Source organism: Mycobacterium sp. UM_CSW (genome assembly GCF_000455205.1).
GTDB lineage: Bacteria > Actinomycetota > Actinomycetes > Mycobacteriales > Mycobacteriaceae > Mycobacterium.
Window position 1 is genome coordinate 134,961 of sequence record NZ_AUWQ01000017.1, and the last position, 22,603, is coordinate 157,563.

Annotated in this window: 24 protein-coding genes and 1 pseudogene; 16 read left to right on the forward strand and 9 right to left on the reverse strand. The window is 67.7% G+C overall.

All coding sequences use genetic code 11. The annotated features are described in order from the left end of the window. Window positions 1–48: 48 nt before the first annotated feature. The 3 genes from N415_RS08065 to N415_RS08075 all read left to right on the forward strand — a co-directional run bounded on the left by N415_RS08065 (window position 49) and on the right by N415_RS08075 (window position 2,857). Window positions 49–1,068 carry a Dyp-type peroxidase gene (locus N415_RS08065; protein WP_068179292.1) on the forward strand — a complete coding sequence of 340 codons (1,020 nt, stop codon included), beginning with the start codon at window positions 49–51 and terminating at the stop codon, window positions 1,066–1,068. Next, window positions 1,065–1,862, forward strand: coding sequence for a family 1 encapsulin nanocompartment shell protein (locus tag N415_RS08070; protein WP_068179296.1), 798 nt, complete (start codon window positions 1,065–1,067; stop codon window positions 1,860–1,862). Before N415_RS08065 ends, N415_RS08070 begins: the two co-directional genes overlap by 4 nt. Window positions 1,863–2,077: 215 nt before the next feature. Further along, a complete protein-coding gene (locus tag N415_RS08075) occupies window positions 2,078–2,857 on the forward strand; it encodes a hypothetical protein (RefSeq protein WP_068179298.1) in 780 nt (259 codons plus the stop codon). Between the two features lie 93 nt (window positions 2,858–2,950). Here N415_RS08075 and N415_RS08080 read toward each other — a convergent pair whose 3' ends face one another. Beyond that, complete coding sequence (locus tag N415_RS08080; protein WP_068179302.1) at window positions 2,951–4,651, reverse strand: MOSC and FAD-binding oxidoreductase domain-containing protein; 1,701 nt, start codon at window positions 4,649–4,651, stop codon at window positions 2,951–2,953. Window positions 4,652–4,801: 150 nt separating this feature from the next. On the opposite strand from N415_RS08080, the pseudogene N415_RS08085 reads away from it, so the two are divergent. From N415_RS08085 to N415_RS08115, 7 genes and pseudogenes are all read left to right on the forward strand, one after another. Further along, a pseudogene (locus tag N415_RS08085) lies at window positions 4,802–5,673 on the forward strand (alpha/beta hydrolase). A 75-nt stretch (window positions 5,674–5,748) separates the two neighbouring features. Beyond that, window positions 5,749–6,441, forward strand: a complete 693-nt coding sequence (locus tag N415_RS32565; protein ID WP_068179305.1) for a helix-turn-helix domain-containing protein — start codon at window positions 5,749–5,751, stop codon at window positions 6,439–6,441. Continuing rightward, window positions 6,438–7,088 carry a TetR/AcrR family transcriptional regulator gene (locus tag N415_RS32570; RefSeq protein WP_068179307.1) on the forward strand — a complete coding sequence of 217 codons (651 nt, stop codon included), beginning with the start codon at window positions 6,438–6,440 and terminating at the stop codon, window positions 7,086–7,088. The genes N415_RS32565 and N415_RS32570 overlap by 4 nt, the downstream gene beginning before the upstream one ends. A 147-nt stretch (window positions 7,089–7,235) precedes the next feature. Beyond that, window positions 7,236–8,282 (forward strand): zinc-binding dehydrogenase, encoded by a 1,047-nt coding sequence (locus N415_RS08100; protein WP_068179310.1) that lies wholly within the window; start codon window positions 7,236–7,238, stop codon window positions 8,280–8,282. 40 nt (window positions 8,283–8,322) lie between these two features. Continuing rightward, window positions 8,323–9,015, forward strand: coding sequence for a haloacid dehalogenase type II (locus N415_RS08105; protein WP_068179313.1), 693 nt, complete (start codon window positions 8,323–8,325; stop codon window positions 9,013–9,015). A 3-nt stretch (window positions 9,016–9,018) separates the two neighbouring features. Then, complete coding sequence (locus N415_RS08110; protein WP_068179316.1) at window positions 9,019–10,473, forward strand: NAD(P)/FAD-dependent oxidoreductase; 1,455 nt, start codon at window positions 9,019–9,021, stop codon at window positions 10,471–10,473. Window positions 10,474–10,476: 3 nt separating this feature from the next. Next, window positions 10,477–10,944 (forward strand): cupin domain-containing protein, encoded by a 468-nt coding sequence (locus N415_RS08115; protein WP_068179320.1) that lies wholly within the window; start codon window positions 10,477–10,479, stop codon window positions 10,942–10,944. Here the strand turns inward: N415_RS08115 and N415_RS08120 are convergent. Together N415_RS08120 and N415_RS08125 are read right to left on the reverse strand one after the other, a co-directional pair. Then, on the reverse strand, window positions 10,938–11,336 hold the full coding sequence (locus tag N415_RS08120; RefSeq protein ID WP_068179323.1) for a VOC family protein: 399 nt from the start codon (window positions 11,334–11,336) through the stop codon (window positions 10,938–10,940). The genes N415_RS08115 and N415_RS08120 overlap by 7 nt on opposite strands. A 2-nt stretch (window positions 11,337–11,338) precedes the next feature. Continuing rightward, complete coding sequence (locus N415_RS08125) at window positions 11,339–11,926, reverse strand: TetR/AcrR family transcriptional regulator (RefSeq protein ID WP_068179327.1); 588 nt, start codon at window positions 11,924–11,926, stop codon at window positions 11,339–11,341. 57 nt (window positions 11,927–11,983) lie between these two features. Here N415_RS08125 and N415_RS08130 point away from each other — a divergent pair, with 57 nt between their 5' ends. The 3 genes from N415_RS08130 to N415_RS08140 all read left to right on the forward strand — a co-directional run bounded on the left by N415_RS08130 (window position 11,984) and on the right by N415_RS08140 (window position 14,262). Continuing rightward, the gene (locus N415_RS08130) at window positions 11,984–12,385 is read left to right on the forward strand and encodes a nitroreductase/quinone reductase family protein (RefSeq protein WP_068179330.1); all 402 of its coding nucleotides are present in this window, start codon (window positions 11,984–11,986) and stop codon (window positions 12,383–12,385) included. Between the two features lie 91 nt (window positions 12,386–12,476). After that, window positions 12,477–13,685 carry a cytochrome P450 gene (locus N415_RS08135; protein ID WP_068179333.1) on the forward strand — a complete coding sequence of 403 codons (1,209 nt, stop codon included), beginning with the start codon at window positions 12,477–12,479 and terminating at the stop codon, window positions 13,683–13,685. A 97-nt stretch (window positions 13,686–13,782) separates the two neighbouring features. Continuing rightward, a complete protein-coding gene (locus N415_RS08140; protein ID WP_068179336.1) occupies window positions 13,783–14,262 on the forward strand; it encodes a hypothetical protein in 480 nt (159 codons plus the stop codon). 17 nt (window positions 14,263–14,279) lie between these two features. Here N415_RS08140 and N415_RS08145 read toward each other — a convergent pair whose 3' ends face one another. After that, window positions 14,280–15,359 (reverse strand): NAD(P)-dependent oxidoreductase, encoded by a 1,080-nt coding sequence (locus N415_RS08145; RefSeq protein ID WP_068179338.1) that lies wholly within the window; start codon window positions 15,357–15,359, stop codon window positions 14,280–14,282. Window positions 15,360–15,507: 148 nt separating this feature from the next. On the opposite strand from N415_RS08145, the gene N415_RS08150 reads away from it, so the two are divergent. Both N415_RS08150 and N415_RS08155 read left to right on the forward strand, forming a co-directional pair. Next, a complete protein-coding gene (locus N415_RS08150; RefSeq protein ID WP_081665114.1) occupies window positions 15,508–16,317 on the forward strand; it encodes a lysophospholipid acyltransferase family protein in 810 nt (269 codons plus the stop codon). Window positions 16,318–16,338: 21 nt separating this feature from the next. Further along, window positions 16,339–17,724, forward strand: coding sequence for a wax ester/triacylglycerol synthase family O-acyltransferase (locus tag N415_RS08155; protein WP_193376417.1), 1,386 nt, complete (start codon window positions 16,339–16,341; stop codon window positions 17,722–17,724). Here the strand turns inward: N415_RS08155 and purQ are convergent. The 3 genes from purQ to N415_RS08170 form a co-directional block, all read right to left on the reverse strand. Further along, window positions 17,721–18,395, reverse strand: coding sequence for a phosphoribosylformylglycinamidine synthase subunit PurQ (gene purQ, locus N415_RS08160; protein WP_068179347.1), 675 nt, complete (start codon window positions 18,393–18,395; stop codon window positions 17,721–17,723). The genes N415_RS08155 and purQ overlap by 4 nt on opposite strands. After that, window positions 18,392–18,631, reverse strand: coding sequence for a phosphoribosylformylglycinamidine synthase subunit PurS (gene purS / locus N415_RS08165; RefSeq protein ID WP_068179350.1), 240 nt, complete (start codon window positions 18,629–18,631; stop codon window positions 18,392–18,394). Before purS ends, purQ begins: the two co-directional genes overlap by 4 nt. A 64-nt stretch (window positions 18,632–18,695) precedes the next feature. Beyond that, on the reverse strand, window positions 18,696–19,427 hold the full coding sequence (locus tag N415_RS08170; protein ID WP_068179354.1) for an ATPase: 732 nt from the start codon (window positions 19,425–19,427) through the stop codon (window positions 18,696–18,698). Between N415_RS08170 and N415_RS08175 the strand changes: the two genes are divergently transcribed. Continuing rightward, window positions 19,404–20,042, forward strand: coding sequence for an MBL fold metallo-hydrolase (locus tag N415_RS08175; RefSeq protein WP_068179356.1), 639 nt, complete (start codon window positions 19,404–19,406; stop codon window positions 20,040–20,042). The genes N415_RS08170 and N415_RS08175 overlap by 24 nt on opposite strands. A 73-nt stretch (window positions 20,043–20,115) precedes the next feature. Here N415_RS08175 and N415_RS08180 read toward each other — a convergent pair whose 3' ends face one another. Both N415_RS08180 and N415_RS08185 read right to left on the reverse strand, forming a co-directional pair. Continuing rightward, window positions 20,116–21,783 carry an FAD-binding dehydrogenase gene (locus tag N415_RS08180; protein WP_068179360.1) on the reverse strand — a complete coding sequence of 556 codons (1,668 nt, stop codon included), beginning with the start codon at window positions 21,781–21,783 and terminating at the stop codon, window positions 20,116–20,118. 48 nt (window positions 21,784–21,831) lie between these two features. Beyond that, window positions 21,832–22,536, reverse strand: coding sequence for a DUF2334 domain-containing protein (locus tag N415_RS08185; protein WP_066937118.1), 705 nt, complete (start codon window positions 22,534–22,536; stop codon window positions 21,832–21,834). Window positions 22,537–22,603: the final 67 nt, after the last annotated feature.

Consider the following 22,603-nt stretch of genomic DNA (forward strand, 5'->3'; position numbering starts at 1 on the left):
GACCATCATGGCTGTCGGCCTCTCCGTCGCCACGATAGGGTCGGCAGCGTGCCTCCGGTACAGCCCCAACCCATTCTCCAGCCGCTGACACCGGCTGCGATCTTCCTCGTGGTCACCATTGACGCCGGCGGGGAGGCGACGGTGCACGACGCGCTCCCCGGAATCTCCGGGCTGGTGCGCGCGATCGGTTTCCGTGAGCCGCCGAAGCGGTTGTCGGCGATCGCCTCGATTGGCTCCGACGCGTGGGATCGCCTGTTTTCCGGGCCGCGTCCCGCCGAACTGCATCCGTTCATCGCGCTGAAGGGCCCGCGGCACGCCGCCCCAGCCACACCAGGGGATCTGTTGTTCCACATTCGGGCCGAGAGCCTGGACGTCTGCTTCGAGTTGGCCGACCGCATCCTGCGATCGATGGCCGGCGCGGTCACCGTGGTCGACGAGGTGCACGGGTTCCGGTACTTCGACAACCGGGACCTGCTGGGCTTCGTCGACGGCACCGAAAACCCAGACGGCCCAATCGCCGTCAGCGCCACCGCGATCGGCGATGAGGATCCCGACTTCGCCGGCTCGTGTTACGTGCACGTGCAGAAGTACGTGCACGACATGTCGTCGTGGAATTCGCTGTCGGTCACCGAGCAAGAACTGGTAATCGGCCGGACCAAACTGGAAGACATCGAACTCGACGACGACGAAAAGCCCGACAACGCTCACATCGCCCTCAACGTCATCACCGACGACGACGGCACCGAGTTGAAGATCGTCCGGCACAACATGCCGTTCGGCGAGCTGGGCAAGGCCGAGTACGGCACCTACTTCATCGGGTACTCGCGGACGCCGACGGTCACCGAGCGGATGCTGGAAAACATGTTCCTCGGCGACCCGCCAGGCAACACCGACCGCATCCTGGATTTCTCCACCGCGGTCACCGGCGGACTGTTCTTCTCCCCCACCGTCGACTTCCTCGACGACCCACCGCCCCTCCCGGCGCCGCTGGCCACGGCACGGCCACCCGCTCCCGCCCCCAACGACGGTTCACTCGCGATCGGCAGCCTGAAAGGAACCTCTCGATGAACAACCTCTACCGCGACCTGGCACCCGTCACCGAAGTCGCTTGGGCGGAGATCGAATTGGAGGCCACCCGCACGTTCAAGCGCCATATCGCGGGGCGGCGCGTCGTCGACGTCAGCGAGCCCGGCGGACCGGTCACCGCGGCGGTCAGCACCGGCCGGCTCCTCGATGCCGACGCGCCCACCGACGGGGTGGTGGCGCACCTGCGAGAGAGCAAACCCCTTGTCCGCCTGCGCGTTCCGTTTACCCTGTCGCGCTATGAGATCGACAACGTCGAGCGCGGCGCGAACGACTCCGACTGGGACCCGGTCAAAGAGGCGGCCAAGAAGCTGGCGTTCGTCGAGGACCGCGCCATCTTCGAGGGCTACGCGGCCGGGTCGATCGACGGCATCCGCACTTGCAGCTCCAACCCGACGTTGAAGTTGCCCGAGGATCCTAGCGACATGCCCGACGCCATTTCCCAGGCGTTGACCGGGCTTCGGCTCGCCGGCGTCGACGGCCCGTATTCGGTGCTGCTGGCCGCCGATGTCTACACCAAGGTCAGCGAGACCACCGAACACGGCTATCCCATCCGCGAGCACCTGAACCGTCTTGTCGACGGGGACATCATCTGGGCGCCGGCCATCGACGGCGCCTTCGTGCTGACCACCCGCGGTGGCGATTTCGATTTGCAGCTGGGCACCGACGTCGCGATCGGCTACCTCAGCCACGACGCCGACACCGTGCAGCTGTATCTGCAGGAGACCCTGACGTTTTTGTGCTACACCGCCGAAGCGTCGGTCTGCCTCGCCCCATAGGGGTTGCCGGAGCTAATCGTGTCGCGGGCCGGCTGGTATAGCCCGGACACCGATCTAGGGCCGTTTCGGCGTCGACGACGTGGCGACAGAGCGATTCTGTGTAGTCGTTCCCGCTCGCATCGTGCGTGCGCAGATTTCCGACCGCCCGCGGCGCAGCATGCGCATACCATTTTTGCGGCGTCTTTTGATATCACGCATACCGGCGGAGGAGCACGATGGACGACATCCCGAAGACGGTGACCTGGATTCTTGGCGGATCGTCGGTACCCGCGGCCGTGTTGGCGTTGGTGGGTCTGGCACCGCGTTTGTCGGCGGCGTATCCGGGATGGGTGCAGGCGGCTATATTCCTCATCCTTGGCGCCTTGCTGTTTGGCAGCATCGCCGGAGTCGTTTATCTGGCCACGGAAGGCCGACGCGAATCGTGGCTCGGCCGCCACATCCCGCTCGCTTTTGTGGCGCTGGGGTTGACATCCACGATCCTCGCGACGGCCGTACTGGCGGTGTCCTACAACGTTTTACTGGACATCCCAGATGTTCCCAGGCTGGCGCTGACCATCACCGCGACCGACCCCGACGTCGCGACCGCCAAGGTGAAATTCGAGGCCGACAATCTGCGGCCCGGAAATTTCATCGTCGTCGACGTGATTGCTGTCGGCGTTGACACCCCGGCTCCGGCCGGTGAATGCCATCCGGCGAGCCAGCCGGACGGCGGGTTGGTGTGCCCGGTGGTGCCGGGCCACCGCGTCTATCGGGCTGCGATCGGCTCGGACGCTAACGGTCAAATTGATTCCGAAATCCAAACACAGCTAAGCCGAAGCAAGTACCGGCTCGTCGTTGCGCAGGTCTACCCGGGGCCCCTGCAGAACGACAACAAGAAGCCCAACGACGCTGAGGCCACGACGAGTTTCTGCGCTGACATCGTGACCCGCACCCCGCGGTCGTGCGCATACGTCGAGGTTCCACCCGTGGACAAGACGACGAAGGCGCCGGCCTAGCGGCCAGACTCCTTTTCATTGTCCAGCGTCCGAACGCATTGACGGACTGGATTGGTGGTCGCCCTGGCGGGCATGCCCCTGAGATTGACTTTGCTAAAGGTCAAGCACAACGTCGCTGTCGGGCACCGCGGAGCAGATCAGCACTTGGCCCGCACCGGGCTCCTCCAACGGTGGCTGGACGTATGTCGTCGCCCCGGCGACGATGCCGGTGACACACACGTGGCACACCCCGCTTCGGCACGAGAAACGGGTCGGCACGTCGCACGCTTCGGCGAGGTCGAGGATGCTCGCATAATCGGGCGACCAGTTCACGGTCAGCCCGCTGCGCGAGAACGTGACCGGCGGTCCGGTGCCCGGAGTCCCGGCCGGCGGGTGGGGCGGCCTGCGGTCACCCGTCTCGACGACACCCGGGTTGATCGCCGGCAGCGCGCCGAACAGTTCGCTGTGAATGCGGTTGGGGTCGAGTCCGAGGATGGTGAGGTGGTCGTGCATGTCGGCCATGAATTGCGTTGGGCCGCAAAGGTAAACGGTGGCATCGGACGGGAGGCCCAGGGCGGCGATCGAGTCCTGGTTAAGACGCCCCTGCGTCTCGGTGTAGAAGACCCGCTGCCGACCGTGGGGCAAGGACTCGACGAGGGCCGCGACTTCGGCCGCGAACGCCTGGGTTTCGGGATTTCGGGTGGTGTGGACCCACCAGATGTCACGGCCGCTGCCGGCGGCCGAGAGCGCATGCAGCATCGCCAGCACGGGCGTAGCACCGATGCCCGCCGAAATGAGGACGACGGGATTGCCTTCCTCGATGAGATAGAAGTCACCCCGTGGCGCGGCCGCCTCTATCACCGCGCCCGGCTGGATGTGGGTGTGCAGCCAGGCGCTCACCAGGCCATGATCTTCGCGTTTGACGCTGATCCGGTAAACGCCCTCGGCGGGATCACCCGAAAGCGAGTAGCTGCGCAGGGGCGCCGGCTCTCCCGCCCCGGCGAGTCGCACCGGCAGGTACTGGCCGGGCAACGCAGGTGGCAACGGGGAATGGTCCTCGGACTCGAGGAGGATGGACAGCACCTCAGGGCTTTCCCTGCGTATCTGGCTGACCCGCAACGGACGAAACCCGCCCCACGCCGGTTCGGCGGCGGCTTGTGTTTCCGCGCCGGCCGGTTCGGCCAGCATGTCACGGAAGGACTGTTGCCAGCCGGGGCTGAGCGCCGGGACCTCCACGACCTTCCGGAGTAGCTCGATGTCGCGGTTGGGCAGATACAACAGCGCGTCGACGTCGGCGACGCTGAGCTCGTGATGGCCGCGCCGGGTCCGCACGATGCCATCGCCCGCGCACACCCTGCCCTCGCTGATCACCCGGAAATAGAAGCCTGGGCGATGCTGGGACACAAGCAGATTGGGCATCTTCGGTTCGTTGAGGCGCATGCCGACCCGGAAGCAGGTGACGCGCGGCTGGGTGACCTCGAATTCCGCCTCGCCGATGCGATAGCGATCACCGATGCAGACCTCGTCGTCGGGGAGCCCGCTGATCGTGAAATTCTCGCCGAATTGACCCGCTTCCAGGTCGTCACGACGGAGGTAGGTCCGCCAAAAGTCATACGACTCAACCTGATAAACCATGACCGCGCGTTGCTCGCCGCCGTGGCCGCCGAGGTCGCCCTGACCGTCACCGTCGATGTTGAGGCGGCGCACCATGACCGGCCCTTCGACCGGTGTCTTCCATATCCCCGTGTATACGGTTTGGCCACGCCATTGGACGTCCTTGGGCATGCCCACATTGACCGAAACAAGTGTGCCCACCGTGTCACCGCCCGCAGCGTGGTCAGTCTGGGATGATCGACTCACGCTATGCCCGCACGACCCGCAGGGCAACTCGTGACCAGACTGTTGCAAGCCACCGCTTCTGGTGCATACTGGGTTACACAACCCAAAAATGCGGGAGGAAATACCATGGCGACTGTTCATCATCGCTACATCACCGTTGACGGTCACCGGCTGTTCTTCCGCGAGGCCGGCGACGCGGATGCTCCCGCCCTGGTTCTTTTGCACGGCTTTCCCACCAGCTCATACATGTTCCGCGACTTCTCCCGGCGCTGGCCGATCGCTACCGCATCATCGCGCCCGACCACCTGGGCTTCGGCCTCTCCGACGCGCCGTCCGTGGACGAGTTCGACTACACATTCGACGCGCTCACCGACCTGACCGCGGGCCTCCTGCGCAGGCTCGGCATCGACCGATACGCCATGTACGTGCAGGACTACGGGGCCCCGATCGGCTGGCGCCTGGCCCTGCGCGATCCCTCCGCCGTCACCGCGATCATCACCCAGAACGGCAACGGCTACGATGCGGGGTTCGTCGAGAGCTTCTGGAAAGTGTTGTGGGCCTATCAAACTGAGCCCACGCCCGACACCGAGGCCCCGGTGCGCCAGTTCCTCACGCTGGACGCCACCCGCTGGCAGTACGTCACCGGCGTCCCCGACGAAACGCTCGTCGACCCGGAATCCTGGTACCACGACTACGCGCTGATCTCTCGTCCCGGCAACGACGAGGTGCAGCTGAAGCTGCTGCGCGACTACGCCACCAATGCGCCGCTCTACCCGCGGCTGCACGAGTACTTCCGCGCGACGCGGGTCCCGCTGCTGGCGGTGTGGGGCCGCGGTGACCAGATCTTCGGCCCGGCCGGCGCGGAGGCGTTCGCCGACGACCTGCCCGACGCCGAGATCCACCTGCTCGCCGGCGGCCACTTCCTGCTCGAGTCCGCACTCGACGAAGTCACCGAGCTCATCCGCAACTTCCTCGCGAAGGTCCTCGTGACCGCCTGACGGGCCGGCGGGCGCCACGGCATCAATGGGTTGAATGTCCCATAGTCCGCAGCGCCCGCAGGTTAGCCTGACGCGATGGCCCATCCCGATGTTCACGTCGAACAACGGTTGACCGCCAAGGGGCGCGCCACCCGCGACAGGATCGTGGAGGCGGCCGCCCACCTCATCGTCACCGAGGGCCTGTCCGCGGCGAACATGGAGAACGTGCGCGCGGCGGCATCGGTCAGCGGATCCCAGCTCGCCCACTATTTTGCCGACAAGGGCGCATTGATCCGCGCGGTCATCAAGCGCCAGATCGGCGTGGTCTTGGACTTTCACCGGCAGCCCAAGCTTGGGGGCCTGCGGTCGTTTGACGACTTCGAGCGGTGGATCGACCTCAACATGCGCTACCTGCGGCGCATCGGATACTTCGGCACGCCCACCTACCACGCCCTCGCCGCGCAGCTGGCGAAGTCGGACGATGCCACGCGGGGGACGCTCGGCGAGGGCTATTGGCAGTGGATCGAGCTCCTCGAGGAATCGATCCGGCACATGAAGGACGACGGCCTCCTCGTCGCGGATGCGGACCCTCGACGGATAGCGCTGGTCATCGTCAGCGCTCATCAGGGCGGCGGCACCCTGGCCTTCACCTATCGGGCCGAGTGGCCGCACGCCGACGCGGTCCGTTTCGCGGTGAACTATCTGCGCATGTTCGCCGCCGACGCCGCGGAACGGGTACCGCGGCCCGCCCGCCGTGCCCGGGGCAGACGCAGGACGGCAGCGACGTGAGTGACGACAGCGCATCGCGGTTGACCCGCAAGGGAATTGCGACCCGGGCGCGGATCGTCGACGCCGCCGCGCGGCTGATGTTCGAGCGCGGCGTCGCCAACACCAGCATCGAGCAGGTGCGGCGCCGCGCAGGGGTGGGCGGGTCGCAGATCTCGCACTACTTTCGCGACAAGCGCGACCTGACCCGTCACGTCATCGCCGCGCGGCGCGACGACGTGCGGGCCTTTCACGCTCGACCGTCGTTGGGGGCGCTCGACAGTTTCGATGCCCTGCAGGCGTGGGCCGACGCCGTCGCGGCCGACATCGACACAGTTTACCGGGTCGGCGGGTGCGTCTACGGCTCGTTGGCCGGTGAGCTGATCGACGCCGACGACGAAATGCACGACGACCTGTCCGCCGGCTACGACCTGTGGATCGGACTGTTTCAGGCCGGGCTGACGGCGATGCGGGACCGCGGCGAGCTGCGGCCGGACGCCGACCCGCGGCACCTGGCCACGTCGCTGGTCGTGGCACACCAGGGTGGTGCGACGGTGACCTATGCCACCGGCGATCCGGAGCCGATGCGCGCCGCCGTCCTTGCCGCCGTCGACTATGTGCGTTCCTTCGCGCCGCCGCCCCGCAAGACACGCCGCAAAGCCAAATCCTGACCACTCCTCTGGACAGATTGGGTTTAGTAACCCATAATATTGGGCTAGATAGCCCATTCAACATGGTTGCGGGCGGGGATGGTCGCTTCGGTTCGGCGCCGCATCGCCATATCCAAAGGGCGCCAACAGATCTAGGAAGAGGCCGCAATGTCAGTCATCGCTTCACCCCAGCTGCCCACCGCGCCCGCCGTGGTTCGAGAACAGCCCGGCGGCGCTACTATGCGGGCGATCATCCTGACGGGATTCGGCGGCCTCGACAGGCTCGTCTACACCGACATCCCCAAGCCGTTGCCCCGAGACGGCGAGGTGGTAATCCAGGTCAAGGGATTCGGCATCAACCACGCCGAGATCCACATGCGCCGGGGGGAATGGGCGGAAGCCGCAGAAGTCAGCGGCATCGAATGCGTGGGCATCGTCGAGTCGTGTCCGGGAGGCGAGTTCCCGGTCGGTGCCAAGGTGGCGGCCCTGATGGGCGGCCTGGGACGGACGATCAACGGCAGCTATGCCGAGTTCACCCGCGTCCGCGCGGCGAACGTCGCCCTCATCGAGTCCGACCTGCCGTGGTCACAGCTGGCCGCGCTCCCGGAAACCTACGCGACCGCTTGGACATGCCTATTCCGTAACCTCGAATTGACCGCCGGACAAACGCTGGTGATTCGGGGTGCGACGTCCGCGTTGGGGCAGGCGGCACTGAAAATGGCGGTGGCCACCGGTGCGAACGTGATTGCCACCGCACGCAGCCGCGATCGTTTTCCCTTGCTCGAGAACATCGGAGCCGTCCGCGTCGAGTTGGAGCGCACCGACCTTGCCGCCCACATCGCCGAAGCCAAGAACATCGACGCCGTCCTCGATTTCGTCGGCAACAGCACCATCCTGGACTCGCTCGACATGCTGCGCCGCGGCGGTTCCGCCTGTCTGGCCGGGTGGCTCGGCGGACTTGCGCCCATCGGCGATTTCAACCCGCTCGCGCGGATGGCAAGCGGTGTGAACTTCACGTTCTTCGCCAGCCCCGTCTTTGGCAATCCCGGCTTCCCGGTGTCGGACGTGCCGTTGAGTGACATCGCACGGCAGGTGGCGGAGGGCAAACTGGATGCAACGCCGGCACGCGTCTTTTCGTTCGACCAGATTCACGAGGCCCACCGAGTGGCGGAGTCCGGAGAAGCTGGCGGCAAGGTGGTCGTCGTGATGGACTGAGGCCGGAGATTCACACACCAAGGGATGCCGAAGGTGAGCCATGCCGACTACCACGCCGTCCGTGCTCGTCTTCGACGTGAACGAGACGCTCATCGATATCCATTCGCTGGCACCGCTTTTCGCTGAGAAGTTCGGCGACGAGCGGGTGCTGCGCGAGTGGTTCGCGCAGCTGATCATGTACTCGATGACCGTCACGCTGGCCGATAGTTACGTGAATTTCCCCACGCTCGCCCAGGGCGTGCTGCGCATGCTCGGCGACGTCTACGGCGTAGCCGTCACCGACGACGACCTGCAGCGCCTCAAGACCGGCCTGCTGACGATGCCGGCGCACGCGGACGTGGCCGAGGGGCTCGCCGCCCTGCGCGACAGCGGATTCCGCCTGGTCACCCTGACCAACTCGCCGCCCAACCCGGACGGGCCCACGGCACTGCAGAATTCCGGGCTGGCCCGCTTTTTCGAGCACCAGTTGAGCGTCGATGCCTGCCGTGCCTTCAAGCCCGCTCCGGCGGTGTACCGGCACGCGTGCGAGACGCTCGGGGTGGCACCCGCCGATTGCATGATGGTGGCCGCGCACGCGTGGGACACCCTGGGCGCGCAACGCGTCGGCTACAGCTCCGCTCTCATCACCCGGCCCGGAAACCCACCGCTGGCGGTCGACGGGTTGCCGCAACCGGACCTCGTCGTGAGCGACATCCGCGAACTCGCCGAGCGACTCATCGAGGGGAGGCGCTGACGGATGGAAGCAGGTATCGAACACGGCTACGACGTCATCGTGCTCGGCGCCGGGCCGATCGGTCAGAACGCCGCGGAACGTGCGCGGGCAGCGGGTCTCAGCGTCGCGGTGATCGAGCGCGAGCTCGTCGGAGGCGAATGTTCGTATTGGGCCTGCGTGCCCAGTAAAGCGTTGCTGCGCCCGGTGATTGCGGTCGCGGACGCCCGGCGGGTCGACGGCGCCCGCGAGGCGGTCAGCGGTCCCGTCAACAGCGCCGGCGTCTTCGGCCGCCGCAACCGCTACGTCAGCGACTGGGACGACAGCGACCAGGCCGACTGGGTGGCCGGGATCGGCGCCACGCTGATACGCGGGCATGGCCGGTTGGACGGCCCGCGACGAGTCGTCGTCAGTACGCCCGCCGGCGAGCAGGCGTTGCTGACCGCACGGCACGCGGTCGTGGTCTGCACAGGGAGCCGGCCCGCGCTGCCCGACCTACCCGGCATCACTGAGGCCAGACCATGGACCAACCGGCAGGCCACCGACAGCAGCTATGTCCCGGAGCGGCTCGCCGTCGTCGGCGCCGGCGGCGTCGGCGTCGAAATGGCCACCGCCTGGCAGGGATTGGGCGCACAGGTGACACTCCTCGCTCGCGGTTCTGGCCTGCTGCCGCGCATGGAGCCCTTCGTGGGCGAGCTCATCGGCCGCGGACTCGCCGCAGCCGGCGTGGATGTCCGCTTGGGGACATCGGTCCGAGCGCTGCGCCGGCCCGATGGCGGTCGTGTCGTCCTCGAATTGGACGACGGATCCGAATTGGAAGTCGACGAGGTGCTTTTCGCGACCGGCCGGGCGCCGCTCACCGGCGACATCGGCCTGGACACGGTGGGGCTGACGCCGGGCAGCTGGCTCGACGTCGACGACACCTGCCGGGTGCGGGCCATCGAGGACGGCTGGCTCTACGCGGCGGGCGACGTCAACCACCGCGCCCTGCTGACCCATCAAGGCAAATACCAGGGACGCATCGCCGGCGCGGCCATCGGCGCCCGGGCGGCGGGAAGGCCGCTGGACACCGCGCCATGGGGCGCGCACGCGACCACCGCCGACCATTACGCCGTGCCGCAGGCCTTCTTCACCGACCCGGAAGCCGCCGCCGTCGGCCTGACCGCCCGGCAGGCCCAGGAAGCCGGACACCGCGCGCGGACAGTCGACGTGGAAATCGGCGACGTCGTGAAGGGGGCCAAGCTCTACGCCGACGGCTACACCGGTCGAGCCCGGATGGTGGTCGATGCGGATCGCGGCCACCTGCTCGGCGTCACGCTGGTCGGACCCGGGGTCACCGAGATGCTGCACTCCGCGACCATTGCCGTCGCGGGCCAAGTTCCCATCGACCGGTTGTGGCACGCCGTGCCGTGCTTCCCGACGATCAGCGAAGTGTGGCTGAGGTTGCTCGAGGCCTACCGGGACGCCGCGGACGATAATTGACCCATGGCGACTGCAGACGGATTTCACCCGGACTTCGACGACGCTGCCCCGGTGGTTGCCCGCAACCGCGTGCACCACGTCAAGGCCTCGGACATCAGTTCCGACACCGCACAATCGGAGGGCCTGCGCCGGTTCGCCGCCCTGTCCGGCAAGTCGGTGGGCGCGGAGAAGCTGTGGATGGGTGAGACGCACGCATCACCGGCGACCGCCTCGTCGAACCATCATCACGGCGAATCGGAGACCGCGATCTACGTCCGAAGCGGCAACCCGGAGTTCGTCTTCCACGACGGCGACCAAGAGGTGCGCATCGCCACCGCGCCCGGCGATTACGTCTTCATCCCGCCGTACCTGCCGCACCGGGAGGAAAATCCCGACCCCGACTCCCCCGCTGAGGTTGTGATCGCGCGGAGCACCCAAGAGGCCATCGTCGTCAATCTGCCCGAGCTGTATCCGCTGATCGAGGATCAGTAGACCGCGATTTCGACGAGATTCCCGTCGACATCGCGGCAGTAGTGCGAGGTCATCGGCCCCAACGCACCGGTCTTGGTCACTGGCCCGGAGACGATGTCGACCCCGCAGGCGGCGAGGTGGGCGCGAACATCGTCCGGCGTCACCTGCGTGACGAAGCACAAGTCCGCGGAGCCGGCCGCTTCGACGGTACCGGTCGTCCAGTCCGGATCGTCGGCCAGCGCCCCCACCGGTCGGAGGTTGATCTTCTGGTTCCCGAACGACAAGGCGGTTCGCTGCGACGGCCCGAACGTCTCTCGCCGCATGCCCAGCACCCGCTCATACCAAGCCGCGGTGGCCTCAACGTCGTTGCAGTTCAACACGATATGGTCGATGCGTTCCACCGCGAAGCCCACCCTCAAGCCTCCTCATTCGTGCGCAGCTGCGTCGCGAGGGCGGCCGCCAGCTGGTCGGCGGCACTCTCGTCGAGCGCCTCGTGAGCGAAAATCATTCTGTACCAGAGTAATCCAAACGCCTGATCGACAACGGTCGCCGGCGGTTCGGCGGCGGGGATCTGGCCGCGGGCTCGCGCGCGGGCGAGGATTCCAGCCAACTCGTCCCGCCTCGCCGCGGTGAATGCCGCGAGCCGATCCATGGTGGCGTCATCGGCAAGCGCCTCCCGCAGTACCCCGAGGAGCAGGCTCCGGCTATCGGGCGCGGCGGTGAAGGTGGCGCGCAGAAACAGGCGTAGGTCGGCGTGCAGGTCGCCGCTGTCCGGCGCCGGCGCGACCTGCCGCGCCCGGTGGATCATCGCGTCGAGCAGCACCGCGCTCTTCGACGGCCACCAGCGATAGATGGTCTGCTTGCCGACGCCCGCCCGCTCGGCGATGGCGTCGACACTGATCGGCCCACCGCCGTCGGCGAGCAATTCGGCCGCCGCCTGCAGGATCGCCCGCTCCGCCGCGTCGTTACGTCGGTTACCGGTGTGCGGCCGTCGTGGCGTCACAGCCTGAAGGCTAGCGCTCCCATTGACGAGACCGCTAGTCTCGACAATGCTTGCGCCATGACCACCTCAGCCCGCGAACGCAAACGTCGCCGCACCGGCTACTTCCATCGACGCATCGCCAACCCCATCACCCGGCGGCTGCCCACCCAGGTGCTGCTGGAGACCACCGGCCGCAGTAGCGGGCGACCCCGGCGAACGCCGATCGGCGGGCGACTCGACGGCGCCACGTTCTGGCTGGTGTCCGACCACGGCGAGGCGTCCGACTATGTGCGAAACATCAAGGCGAACAACCGGGTTCGGATTCGTCTCCGCGGCCGCTGGCGGGCCGGGTCCGCCGCGCTGATGCCGGACGACGACCCACACGCCCGCCTGGCAACGCTGCCGCGATTCAACAGCGCGATGGTGCGCGCGTTGGGCACCGACCTGCTGACCGTGCGTGTCGACCTGGACGGAAAGTAGCAGGCGCCTTGACCCGGGCCGCGCCGCGATGCTAAGCAAGTGCTCAGCATCGGGTTAGCGACTGTCCACGCTACGGGGACGAGGAGGAGACATGACGGCCACCGAGCTGGTCTTCGACCCGTTCTCGGAAGAGTTTTTCCGCGACCCATATCCGACCTATCGGCGGATGCGCGAAGAGGCGCCGGTCTACTACAACGCGGAGCACGACTTCTACGCGCTCACTCGCCACCAGGACGTCGCGGCCGCGTTCAAGGACCACGAGACGTATTCCTCGGCCCGCGGGATCGACCTCGCCATGGTCAAGAACGACAACCTCCCCGCGGAGGCCAAGTCGATGATCTTCATGGACCCCCCTGAGCATCGGCGGATGCGCAGCCTGGTCAACAAGGTCTTCACGCCTCGCGCGATCACCGCGTTGCAGGACAGCGTGACCGAGTTGATCGACTACCACCTGTCGCGGGTCGATCCCGAGCAATTCGATGTGGTAGCCGACTTCTCGGCGCTGTTTCCCGTCGAAGTGATCAGCACGGTCCTCGGAGTGCCCGCCGAGCACCGTCAGCAAATCCGGCATTGGGTCGACGCGTCGCTGCACCGCGAACCCGGCCAGATAGAGATGAACGAAAGCAACTGGGAGGCGGTCACTTCGGCCGGCGCGTTCTACTACAACCTGATACAGGAACGACGCAAGCAACCGCAGGACGACATGATCAGCGCCCTGATCGCCGCCGAGGTCGAGCGCGACGAAGGGGGAACCACCCGCCTCGATGACATCGAAATCACCGGATTTGCAACGCTTTTGGGTGGCGCGGGCGCGGAGACCGTCACCAAGCTGGTCGGCAACGCGATCGTGCAGTTCGCGCGCAACCCCGACCAATGGCAAAAGCTGCTCGACGACCGCTCGAAGGTGCCCGCGGCGATCGAGGAGGTGCTGCGCTACGAGGCACCCGCGCAGTACAACGTCCGCTGTTCGCTGAAAGAGGTTCACCTGCACGGCGTCACGATCCCCGCCGGCAAGCCGGTCTTCCTGTTGGGGGGAGCGGCGAACCGCGATCCCGAGGCCTTCACCGACGCGGACAAATTCGACATCGACCGCGATCGCTCGGAGGCGCAGAACCTCGGGTTCGGATACGGTGTGCACAGTTGCCTGGGGGCCGCTCTGGCCCGGATGGAAAGCGCGATCGCCCTGGGCAAGCTGCTGGACCTGATGCCCCGCTACGAGGTGATCTGGGACGGTTGCAAACGGGTGACAATGCAAAACGTCGCGGGCTGGTCCAACGTTCCCGTGCGCGTGCTGCGATGACCCGAGTGCCCGCGCTCAGCTAATTCTCAACAATTTCTTCGGTCCCGCCTAGCCCGGCTCAAAGGATCCGCAAAGCCGGCGGCCTCAGTATCGACTCATGTCGAGTGAGCCGTTCTGCGCAGACCTGGTCGAGCGCTACCTGTGCACGCACGGCAGCCGCTACTTCCGGGGCCGACACGACGGCGAGTTTTTCTACGTCGCCAACACCCGCCCGCGCCGGCTCCACGTCCATCTCGAGGTCTGCCCGACGCAGGGCGACGTGCTGATCGTCCGGGTAACCCCCGCGTGCTTCTTCCCCGCCACCGACCGGCCGTGGTTGACGCACTTCGCCGACACGTGGAACGTGCAGGACCGGCAAGTCGTCGCTGTGGTGCACGGCTCGTCCGACCCGCAGCGCATCGGCGTGGTGGCGCGCAGGTCGCAGTGGATCCGGAAGGGCGTCTCGTTCGAGGACTTCGCTTCCTTCGTTGACGCTGCCATCGCCGACGCGATCGACCTGTTCGGCCAGCTAGAACCCATAGTCGTTCCGGGCGAAGTGCCTTCGACGGCACACCGGTTGGTGCGCGACGCCGGTTGAGGGGTCCGACGCGCGGACTAGGTCATGGCGGGCCCCGGCGTATCGGGCCGGGGCTCGCCGAACTCGGCCCTGATCGCGCCCCACGGGTCGGCGTAAATCCCGGGCCAATCCCGGTAGGCCGCACGCCTTTTGAGGAATTGACGCACGAGCGGTGAGATCACCCGTGCCGGTTTGCGTCGCCAGCCGGCGGCCGCGCGCATCTCGGCCAGCATGTCCGGCCAGGGATGGCGCTGGAATTGCAGCGCCTGCTGAGCGTGGGTGGTGTCCATCCAGTCGGTGACGTACCAGTTTTCGTCGCTGTCGGGATCGCCCGTCCTGCCGCCGGGCAGGACGTCGACCAGGCCGCGGGCGGCGGCCAATGCCTTACCGACGTCTCCCTGGCGGAGCAGGTGTGACTCGTCGCCGCCGACCAGCAGGATTTCGCCGAGAACATCGGCGGTGGTCGCGGCGGCGAACGCGAGCGCTGCGTCGCGGACATCGATCGTGTGGAGGCGCCCGTCGGTCGGCAGTGCGCTCTCCAAAAAGGGCGCGTCCATGTTGAGCGGCAGGGCACCTAGGTCCACGCTCAGGACTCCGGCCAGCCGAAGGATCACCCAGTCCAGGCCGGAACCCCGTACGTGGCCTTCGACCTCCGCCTTGTGCGCGCCGTAGAGATCGGCCGGCCGCAGCGGGGTGTCGGCGCGCAACAGCTCGGGGTGCCGGTGCGGGTTGCGCGCGCCGTGCACGGCATTGCTCGACGCCTGGATGAAGCGCACCCGACGTGGGCTCGACTGGGCGGCACGCAGCAGCGCCACGGTCGCGTGCACGTTGACGCGGCGGGCCAGGTCGGCGTCGCGATAGATCGACGGCGGAATGACCGCGGCCAGATGAATTATCACCGTCGGCGAGGTGTCGGCGACGAGGCGACCGACCTGGTTCGGGTCGGTCAGGTCCGCCCAGTGCGCCTCCGCTCCCGCGGGCAGCGACCTCGTGGCCTTGCGCTGGTCGCGGGTGCCGAGGTCGGTGGCGACGACGCGATGGCCGGCGGCAACCAGCCGACGCACGGTCTGCGAACCGACCAGCCCGAAACCCCCGGTGACAAGAACCTTTTCGGACATCGCCCCCCGATGCGCGATTCGTTATCAGCAAACGGATATGACATTCTCTAAAACGGAGAGTAGCATATGCCGTGCTGGCGCCGAGGTTTGAGACCGGCATCACACCGGCTACCACTAGCAAATGGCAGAAACACGACGGCGGGGAGCGATGAAGGTCGTTGAGACAGCGGACAATGCTGAGACCGCCAAATGGGACCCGCAGTTCACCGAGCAGGTCGCCAAAGCCGTCGGGCCGATCATCAAGCGGTGGTATCGCGCCGAGGTGCGAAACATCGACAACATCCCGTCGACCGGCGGGGCGCTCGTGGTGTCCAATCACTCCGGCGGCATGTTCACTCCCGACGTGCTGATCTTCTCGCCGGCCTTCTACGAGAGGTTCGGCTACGACCGCCCCGTCTACACCCTCGGCCATTACGGGCTGTTCATGGGTCCGCTGGACGGCTGGCTGCGCCGCCTCGGGGTTATCGAGGCGAGCCGCGAAAATGCCGCTGCCGCTTTGCATTCGGGTGCGGTGGTGCTGGTCTTCCCGGGCGGGGACTACGACTCCTACCGGTCCACCTTCAGCGCGAACACCATCGACTTCGACGGTCGCACCGGCTACGTCAGGACGGCGATCGAAGCCGGGGTGCCGATCGTGCCCACCGTGTCCATCGGCGCCCAGGAGACGCAGCTGTTCCTGACCCGCGGCAACTGGCTGGCGCGCACGCTGCGACTGACGAAGGCCCGGATCAACATATTGCCGGTCAGCTTCGGTTTCCCGTTCGGCCTGAGCGTGATCTTCCCGCCCAACCTGCCGCTGCCGGCCAAGATCGTCACGGAGGTGCTCGAACCCATCGACATCACCGCCCGCTTCGGCGAGGATCCCGACGTCGATGAGGTCGACGCGCATGTGCGAGCCGTGATGGAGGCCGCGCTCCAGCGGCTCGCGGACCAACGCCGGTTCCCCATCCTGGGCTGAGGCGTCGGCAGGGGCAGGCATGTGAAGAGGCTCAACGGCATGGACGCCATGCTGCTGTACAGCGAGACGCCGAACCTGCACACCCACACGCTGAAAATCGCGGTCCTCGACCCCTCCGGCTGCGATTCTGACTTCGGCTTCGAGGCGTTCCGGCGCCACGTGCGCCGCCGGCTGCATCTGCTAGAACCGTTGCGCTACAAGCTCGTCGACATCCCGTGGCAACTGCATCACCCCATGTGGCAGGAGAACTGCGAGGTCGACCTGAACTACCACTTGCGGCAAGTGCGGGTGCCCACGCCGGGCGGCCGCCGAGAGCTCGACGGCGTCATCGGCGAGGTGGCCTCCACGCCGCTGGATCGCAGCCGTCCGCTGTGGGAATTCCACTTCGCCGAGGGCCTGGCCGGCGGCCGGTTCGCGGTGATCGGCAAGATTCACCACGCACTGGCCGACGGCGTGGCCTCCGTCAACCTGCTGGCGCGCGCGATGGACCTCGAGGACGGGCCGACCGACGAGCGGGACAACGACGAAACCTGCATCACGCCGTCAAGGTCCGACCTGCTGCGCGCCGCCGCGCGCGACCACGCGCGCCAGGCCGCCAAGCTGCCGGGCCTGGTCAAAGACGCGGCCGTGGGGTTGACGCGAGTGCGCCGCCGGTCCCGCGAGCGCGGGAATCACCCCGACCTGGCCGACGCGTTCGACGCGCCGCCGACCTTCCTCAACCACGTCGTGTCGCCGCGGCGGCGGTTCGCCAGCGCGACGCTGCCGCTGCCCGACGTCAAGGCGACCGCCAGGGCGTTGGGCATCACGATGACCGACATGGTGCTGGCGACGGCGGCCGGAGGGCTTCGGAATCTGTTGTTGGCCTACGACGGCGCGGCCGCCCGGCCGATCATCGCGTCCGTGCCGACCGCCACCGACAGGTCCAACCGGGTCACCGGCAACGCGATCAGTGGCCTGTCCATTTCGCTGCCCGTTCACATCGCCGACGCGGCCGAACGGGCGCGGCTGGTGGCGCTGGCGACCCGAATCGCGAAGGAAGACCACGAAATTCTGGGCCCCCGACTCTACGAGCGGATGATGACCTACCTGCCGACCGCGCTGGCCCCGGCCGCGTTCCGGTGGCTGGCCCAGCGGGAGGCACCGAACAAGATGATGAACGTCGCGGTGTCCAGCGTCGTGGGCCCGCGAGAGCGTGGCCACTTCGGGGGCGCGACGGTCAGCGAAATCTACTCGACCGGCGTGCTGTCGCCGGGCGCCCCGGTCAACATCACCGTGTGGAGCTACGTCGACCAGCTCGGCATCGCGGTGCTCACCGACGACCGGACGTTCGACGACCCACACGAAGCGACCGACGCGCTCACCGCGGCCTTCTGCGAATTACGCTGTGCCGCAGGAATTTCCGCCTAAGCGGCGAGCACGGCGTCCAGCGCCGAATAGAACAGGCCCAGGCCGTCGTCGGAGGGCCCGGTCAGCGCCTCGATGGCGTGCTCCGGATGCGGCATCAGCCCGACTACGCGACCGTTGGCGGAGCTGATGCCGGCGATGTCACGCTGCGAGCCGTTGGGGTTGTCGTGGTAGCGAAAAACCACCCGGCCCTCGCCCTCCAGCTCGTCCAGCACGTTTGCGGGGGCGACGTAGCGGCCCTCGCCCGACTTCAGCGGCACCAGCAGGTCCGCGTCGGGCTCGAAACGCGACGTCCACGCCGTCGAGGTCGATGCCACCCGCAGCCACACGTCGCGGCACACGAAGTGCAAGCCCGCGTTGCGGGTCAGCGCCCCGGGCAACAGCCCGGCCTCGCAGATCACCTGAAAACCGTTGCAGATTCCCAACACCGGCATCCCGCGTCCCGCGGCGTCGACCACTTCGGCCATCACCGGGGCGAATCTGGCGATCGCGCCGGCGCGCAGGTAGTCGCCGTAGGAGAAACCGCCGGGGACCACCACGGCGTCGACCCCCTTCAGGTCGGCGTCGGCGTGCCATAGCGCGACCGCCTCGGCGCCGACGCGACGCGCCGCCCGGGCGGCGTCCACGTCGTCGAGCGTCCCAGGGAATGTGATGACTCCGATCCGCGCCGTCACTGCGTCTCCCGGCTGATCGTCCAGTCCTCGATCACGGTGTTGGCCAACAGCGACTCGGCGATCTCGGCGAGCTCCGCATCGCCGATCGTGTCGTCGACCTCGAGCTCAAATCTCTTGCCCTGCCGGACATCCGAGATCCCCGGGTGGCCGAGCCGACCGAGCGCGCCGACAATTGCCTGACCCTGCGGGTCCAGAATCTCCGCTTTGGGCATCACATGAACGACCACCCGGCTCACCGGCGCTCCTCCTCAGGGTTCATCTCGGCACCCAACTCTACCGGCGCGCGGTGCAAGCGGGCGGTCACGGGCACGAGGCGATATAGGCGTCGCACAGGGGCGCGACCATGGAGCTCAGCACGGAGTCGTCCGCCATCGCCGGCCAGGACACCTGCGGCGGCCCCTGCGACCACAGCGTGAGCTCGCTGACCGTGCTGCTCGCGACGTGGGCCACCAGGTAGGTGTGCATGATCACCGGGCCGCTGACCACCGCAGCCATCCGGTTCGGCTCGTCGCTGGTGATCGACGGCGACTGCGCCGGGACGCGTTGCTGGCAGCCGCGCAGGGCGGCGACGGCGGCGCTGAACACCCCGGCCGCGATGGAGCCGCCGCGGGCGGTGTCGCCGCGCCAGTGCAGGATTTCGGCCTGCAGTTGCCACTGACCGTCCGGGTGGGTGATCGTCACGCGCGCCGCGACCGCCGAGGCGCGGGCGTCCTGCGGCGCCTCCGGCGACGCACACAGGTCCTCGAAGCGAAACCTCGCCGCCCCGGTGCCCGTCAGCGGAACCGACGAGCCGGCCAGCGCCGGCCAGTGGTACACCGGGTCCAGCGGCACCGCGCGCTGCTGAATCCAGGCGCCGTTGGGGATCTGGTCGCACACGGGCGGGCAGGTCTCCGGGTCCGCATGGGCGGGTACCACCACGATCAGGGCCACCGCGAAGCCGCCGACAACCAGCATCGCCGCCAGGATCACCCGCATCGGCATCACCCCCGTCAGGGCACAATCGTAGATATGCAACTTACGCACTTCGGCCATTCCTGCCTACTCGCCGAGTTCGACAACACGCGTGTGCTTTTTGATCCCGGTTCCTTCGCGCACGGCTTCGAGGGAATCACCGGACTGTCCGCCATCCTGATCACCCACCAGCACCCCGACCACGTCGACGTGAGCCGGCTGCCCGCGCTGCTCGAGGGAAACCCCGACGCGGCGCTCTACGCCGATCCGCAAACCACCGAGCAACTCGGCACGCCCTGCCGGGCGGTGCACGTCGGAGACGAACTGCAGATCGGCGAGCTGACCGTCCGCGCCGTCGGCGGCCGGCACGCCGTGATCCACCCGGAAATCCCTGTGATAGAGAACATTTCGTTTCTGATCGGCGACGGCGGCCACGCGGCGCGACTGATGCACCCCGGCGATGCGCTGTTCGTGCCCGACGAGCCGGTGGACGTGCTGGCCGCTCCGGCGGCGGCCCCGTGGATGAAGATCGCCGAGGCCGTCGACTACCTGCGCGCGGTGGCGCCGGCGCGGGCGGTGCCCATCCACCAGGGGATCATCGCCCCCGACGCGCGGGGGATTTACTACGGCCGGCTCACCGAGCTGACCACCACCGACTTTCAGGTGCTGCCCGAAGAAAGCGCGGTCACCTTCTAATTCGGCCGAGCGTCGCGCTGGCGCGGCGTTCGGGCTCCAGCGTCACGCCAGCGCGGCGTTCGGCGAGCAACTCCTAGGTGATGTCGTCGGCGGTGCCGCGGCCGGCGGCGCGCCCGGAGAAAATGCAGCCGCCCAAAAACGTGCCCTCCAGCGCGCGATAGCCGTGCACGCCGCCGCCGCCGAAGCCGGCCACCTCCCCGGCCGCGTACAGACCGGTCAGCGGCGTGCCGTCGGCCGTCAAGACCCGCCCGGCCAGGTCGGTCTCGATGCCGCCCAACGTCTTTCGGGTCAGGATGTGCAGCTTGACGGCGATTAGCGGCCCGGCCTTCGGATCGGTCAGCCGGTGCGGAGCCACCACCCGGCCCAGCCGGTCGCCCAGGTAGCCGCGCGCCGCGCGGATCGCGGTGATCTGGCCGTCCTTGCTGAACCGGTTGGCCACCTCGCGGTCCCGGGCGGTCACCTCGGACTCCACCGTGGCGTAGTCCAGGGGCTCCACATCGGGCAGCTTGTTCATCGCCCTCACCAGCTCGCGCAGCGAGTCCGCGCTGACAAAGTCCACGCCCCGGTCGATGAAGGCTTGCACCGGTGCCGGCGGCCCGGAGCTGGCCCGGTTGCGCACCAGCTCGCGCACGCTCTGACCGGTCAGGTCGGGGTTCTGCTCCTGGCCGGAGAGCGCGAACTCCTTCTCAATGATCTTGGCGTTCAACACAAACCAGGTGTAGTCATGGCCTGAATTGGTGATGTGCTCGAGCGTGCCGAGGGTGTCGAAGCCGGGATAGAGGGGCACCGGCAACCGCTTGCCGGACGCGTCCAGCCACAACGACGACGGGCCCGGGATGATGCGGATGCCGTGCAGCGGCCAGATCTGGTCGTAGTTGGTGATGCCCTCCGTGTAATGCCACATCCGGTCGGGGTTGATGACCCGCGCGCCGGCCCGCTGGGAGATGCCGATCATCCTGCCGTCGACGTGCGCGGGCACGCCGCTGAGCAACTGCTCGGGCACGCGGCCCATCCGCCTGGGCCAATTCTTGCGCACCAGCTCGTGATTGCCGCCGATGCCGCCGCTGGTGACGATCACCGCGGAAGCCCGGAACTCGAACTGCCCCAACGGGTTTCGCGACGACGCCACGCCGCGTGCCTCAGCCGAGGGCTCCAGCACGGTGCCGCGGACGCCGGTCACCGCGCCGCGCTCCACTATCAGCTCGTCGACCCGGTGGCGGTGCGCGAAGCGCACCGACGAACGATCCCGCAACCGGCGCGCGAAGATCTCGACCAGCGCCGGCCCGGTGCCCCAGGTGATGTGAAAGCGGGGAACCGAATTGCCGTGTCCCTGCGCGCCGTAACCGCCGCGCTCGGCCCAACCCACCAACGGAAAAATCTTGAGGCCGCGGGCGCGCAGCCAACTGCGTTTCTCCCCGGCCGCGAAATCGACGTAGGCGTGCGCCCATTGGCGTGGCCAGTAGTCCTCGGGCCGGTCGAACGCCGCTGTGCCCAGCCAATCTTGGAGGGCCAACTCGTGGCTGTCGCGGATGCCCAGCCGGCGCTGCTCCGGGCTGTCGACAAAAAAGAGGCCGCCGAACGACCAGAAGGCCTGCCCGCCCAGATTGGCGCTGTTCTCCTGGTCGAGGATCAGCACTCGCAGGCCGCGCTCGACCAACTCGCAGGCGGCCACCAGACCCGAAAGACCGGCACCGACGATGATCGCGTCAGCGGCGAACCCCGCGACCGAAGAATCGCTCATGTGGCAACAGGGTAATGCCCGCCGCCGGCGGGCCAATCAGACGCTCGGTCAGGCGGCGTCGAGGACCGCGCTGTGGGGCCGCCACTTGTAGACGGTCGGGGTGCAGCCGTGCATCGACGCCAGGTCGACGGCGTCCAGCATGGCCTGCAACGGCCCGGGCTTGCGCAGTTGGTGCGCGGCGACGGCGACCCGCACGATGCCGCCGCGGCGCGCGATGCGTTCGGCGGACAGCACGACCATGCGGCACCACCACGGCTCGGTCAGGAAACCCTCGCCGATGCCCAGCACCCGGGTGCGGACGGTGCTGTGCCGGACCAGGTCGGTGATCCCGTGTAGATCCGCGAGCAGCCGAAAGCCGTTCTGCGGCAACGCCTTGACCACACCCGGGGACACCACCCAGCCCGGTGCCGCGAAGAGGCGGGTGCGCAGCCCGAGGTGCTCGAGCACCCGGTCGGCGCCCATCAATCGCAGGTTGGCCTCGTGCGCGCGCAGCACCGCGAACTCGCCGCGACGCTTCTTGGTTGCGGGGTCGTCGTAGCCGTGCAGCACGATGGCGTCGCCGCCGGCCCGACGGGCGGTCAGCCACTCCACGGTGCGGGGGTCGCGGTCGAGGCGGTAGTCGCCCTTGAGTCGGGGAGCAACCAACAACGAGACCGGGACCTTGCGGGCATCCATTTGTGCGCAGAACGCCTCGACGTCGCCCAGGGTCCGCTCACCGATCCCGGACACCGAGACGATCAATTTTCCAGACACACCTGCAGTTTGACGATTCCAGGTGTCGGGACGGTGAAGGACACGCAGACGGCAGGCGTATATCGGC

Excerpts from the sequence above, each read along its gene's own strand:
- N415_RS08070 (WP_068179296.1), top strand. The coding sequence starts at position 1,065 with ATGAACAACCTCTACCGCGACCTGGCACCCGTCACCGAAGTCGCTTGG.
- N415_RS08075 (WP_068179298.1), top strand. The coding sequence starts at position 2,078 with ATGGACGACATCCCGAAGACGGTGACCTGGATTCTTGGCGGATCGTCG.
- N415_RS32565 (WP_068179305.1), top strand. The coding sequence starts at position 5,749 with ATGGCCCATCCCGATGTTCACGTCGAACAACGGTTGACCGCCAAGGGG.
- N415_RS08100 (WP_068179310.1), top strand. The coding sequence starts at position 7,236 with ATGTCAGTCATCGCTTCACCCCAGCTGCCCACCGCGCCCGCCGTGGTT.
- N415_RS08105 (WP_068179313.1), top strand. The coding sequence starts at position 8,323 with ATGCCGACTACCACGCCGTCCGTGCTCGTCTTCGACGTGAACGAGACG.
- N415_RS08110 (WP_068179316.1), top strand. The coding sequence starts at position 9,019 with ATGGAAGCAGGTATCGAACACGGCTACGACGTCATCGTGCTCGGCGCC.
- N415_RS08115 (WP_068179320.1), top strand. The coding sequence starts at position 10,477 with ATGGCGACTGCAGACGGATTTCACCCGGACTTCGACGACGCTGCCCCG.
- N415_RS08130 (WP_068179330.1), top strand. The coding sequence starts at position 11,984 with ATGACCACCTCAGCCCGCGAACGCAAACGTCGCCGCACCGGCTACTTC.
- N415_RS08135 (WP_068179333.1), top strand. The coding sequence starts at position 12,477 with ATGACGGCCACCGAGCTGGTCTTCGACCCGTTCTCGGAAGAGTTTTTC.
- N415_RS08140 (WP_068179336.1), top strand. The coding sequence starts at position 13,783 with ATGTCGAGTGAGCCGTTCTGCGCAGACCTGGTCGAGCGCTACCTGTGC.
- N415_RS08145 (WP_068179338.1), bottom strand. The coding sequence starts at position 15,359 with ATGTCCGAAAAGGTTCTTGTCACCGGGGGTTTCGGGCTGGTCGGTTCG.
- N415_RS08150 (WP_081665114.1), top strand. The coding sequence starts at position 15,508 with ATGAAGGTCGTTGAGACAGCGGACAATGCTGAGACCGCCAAATGGGAC.
- N415_RS08175 (WP_068179356.1), top strand. The coding sequence starts at position 19,404 with ATGCAACTTACGCACTTCGGCCATTCCTGCCTACTCGCCGAGTTCGAC.
- N415_RS08170 (WP_068179354.1), bottom strand. The coding sequence starts at position 19,427 with ATGGCCGAAGTGCGTAAGTTGCATATCTACGATTGTGCCCTGACGGGG.
- N415_RS08180 (WP_068179360.1), bottom strand. The coding sequence starts at position 21,783 with ATGAGCGATTCTTCGGTCGCGGGGTTCGCCGCTGACGCGATCATCGTC.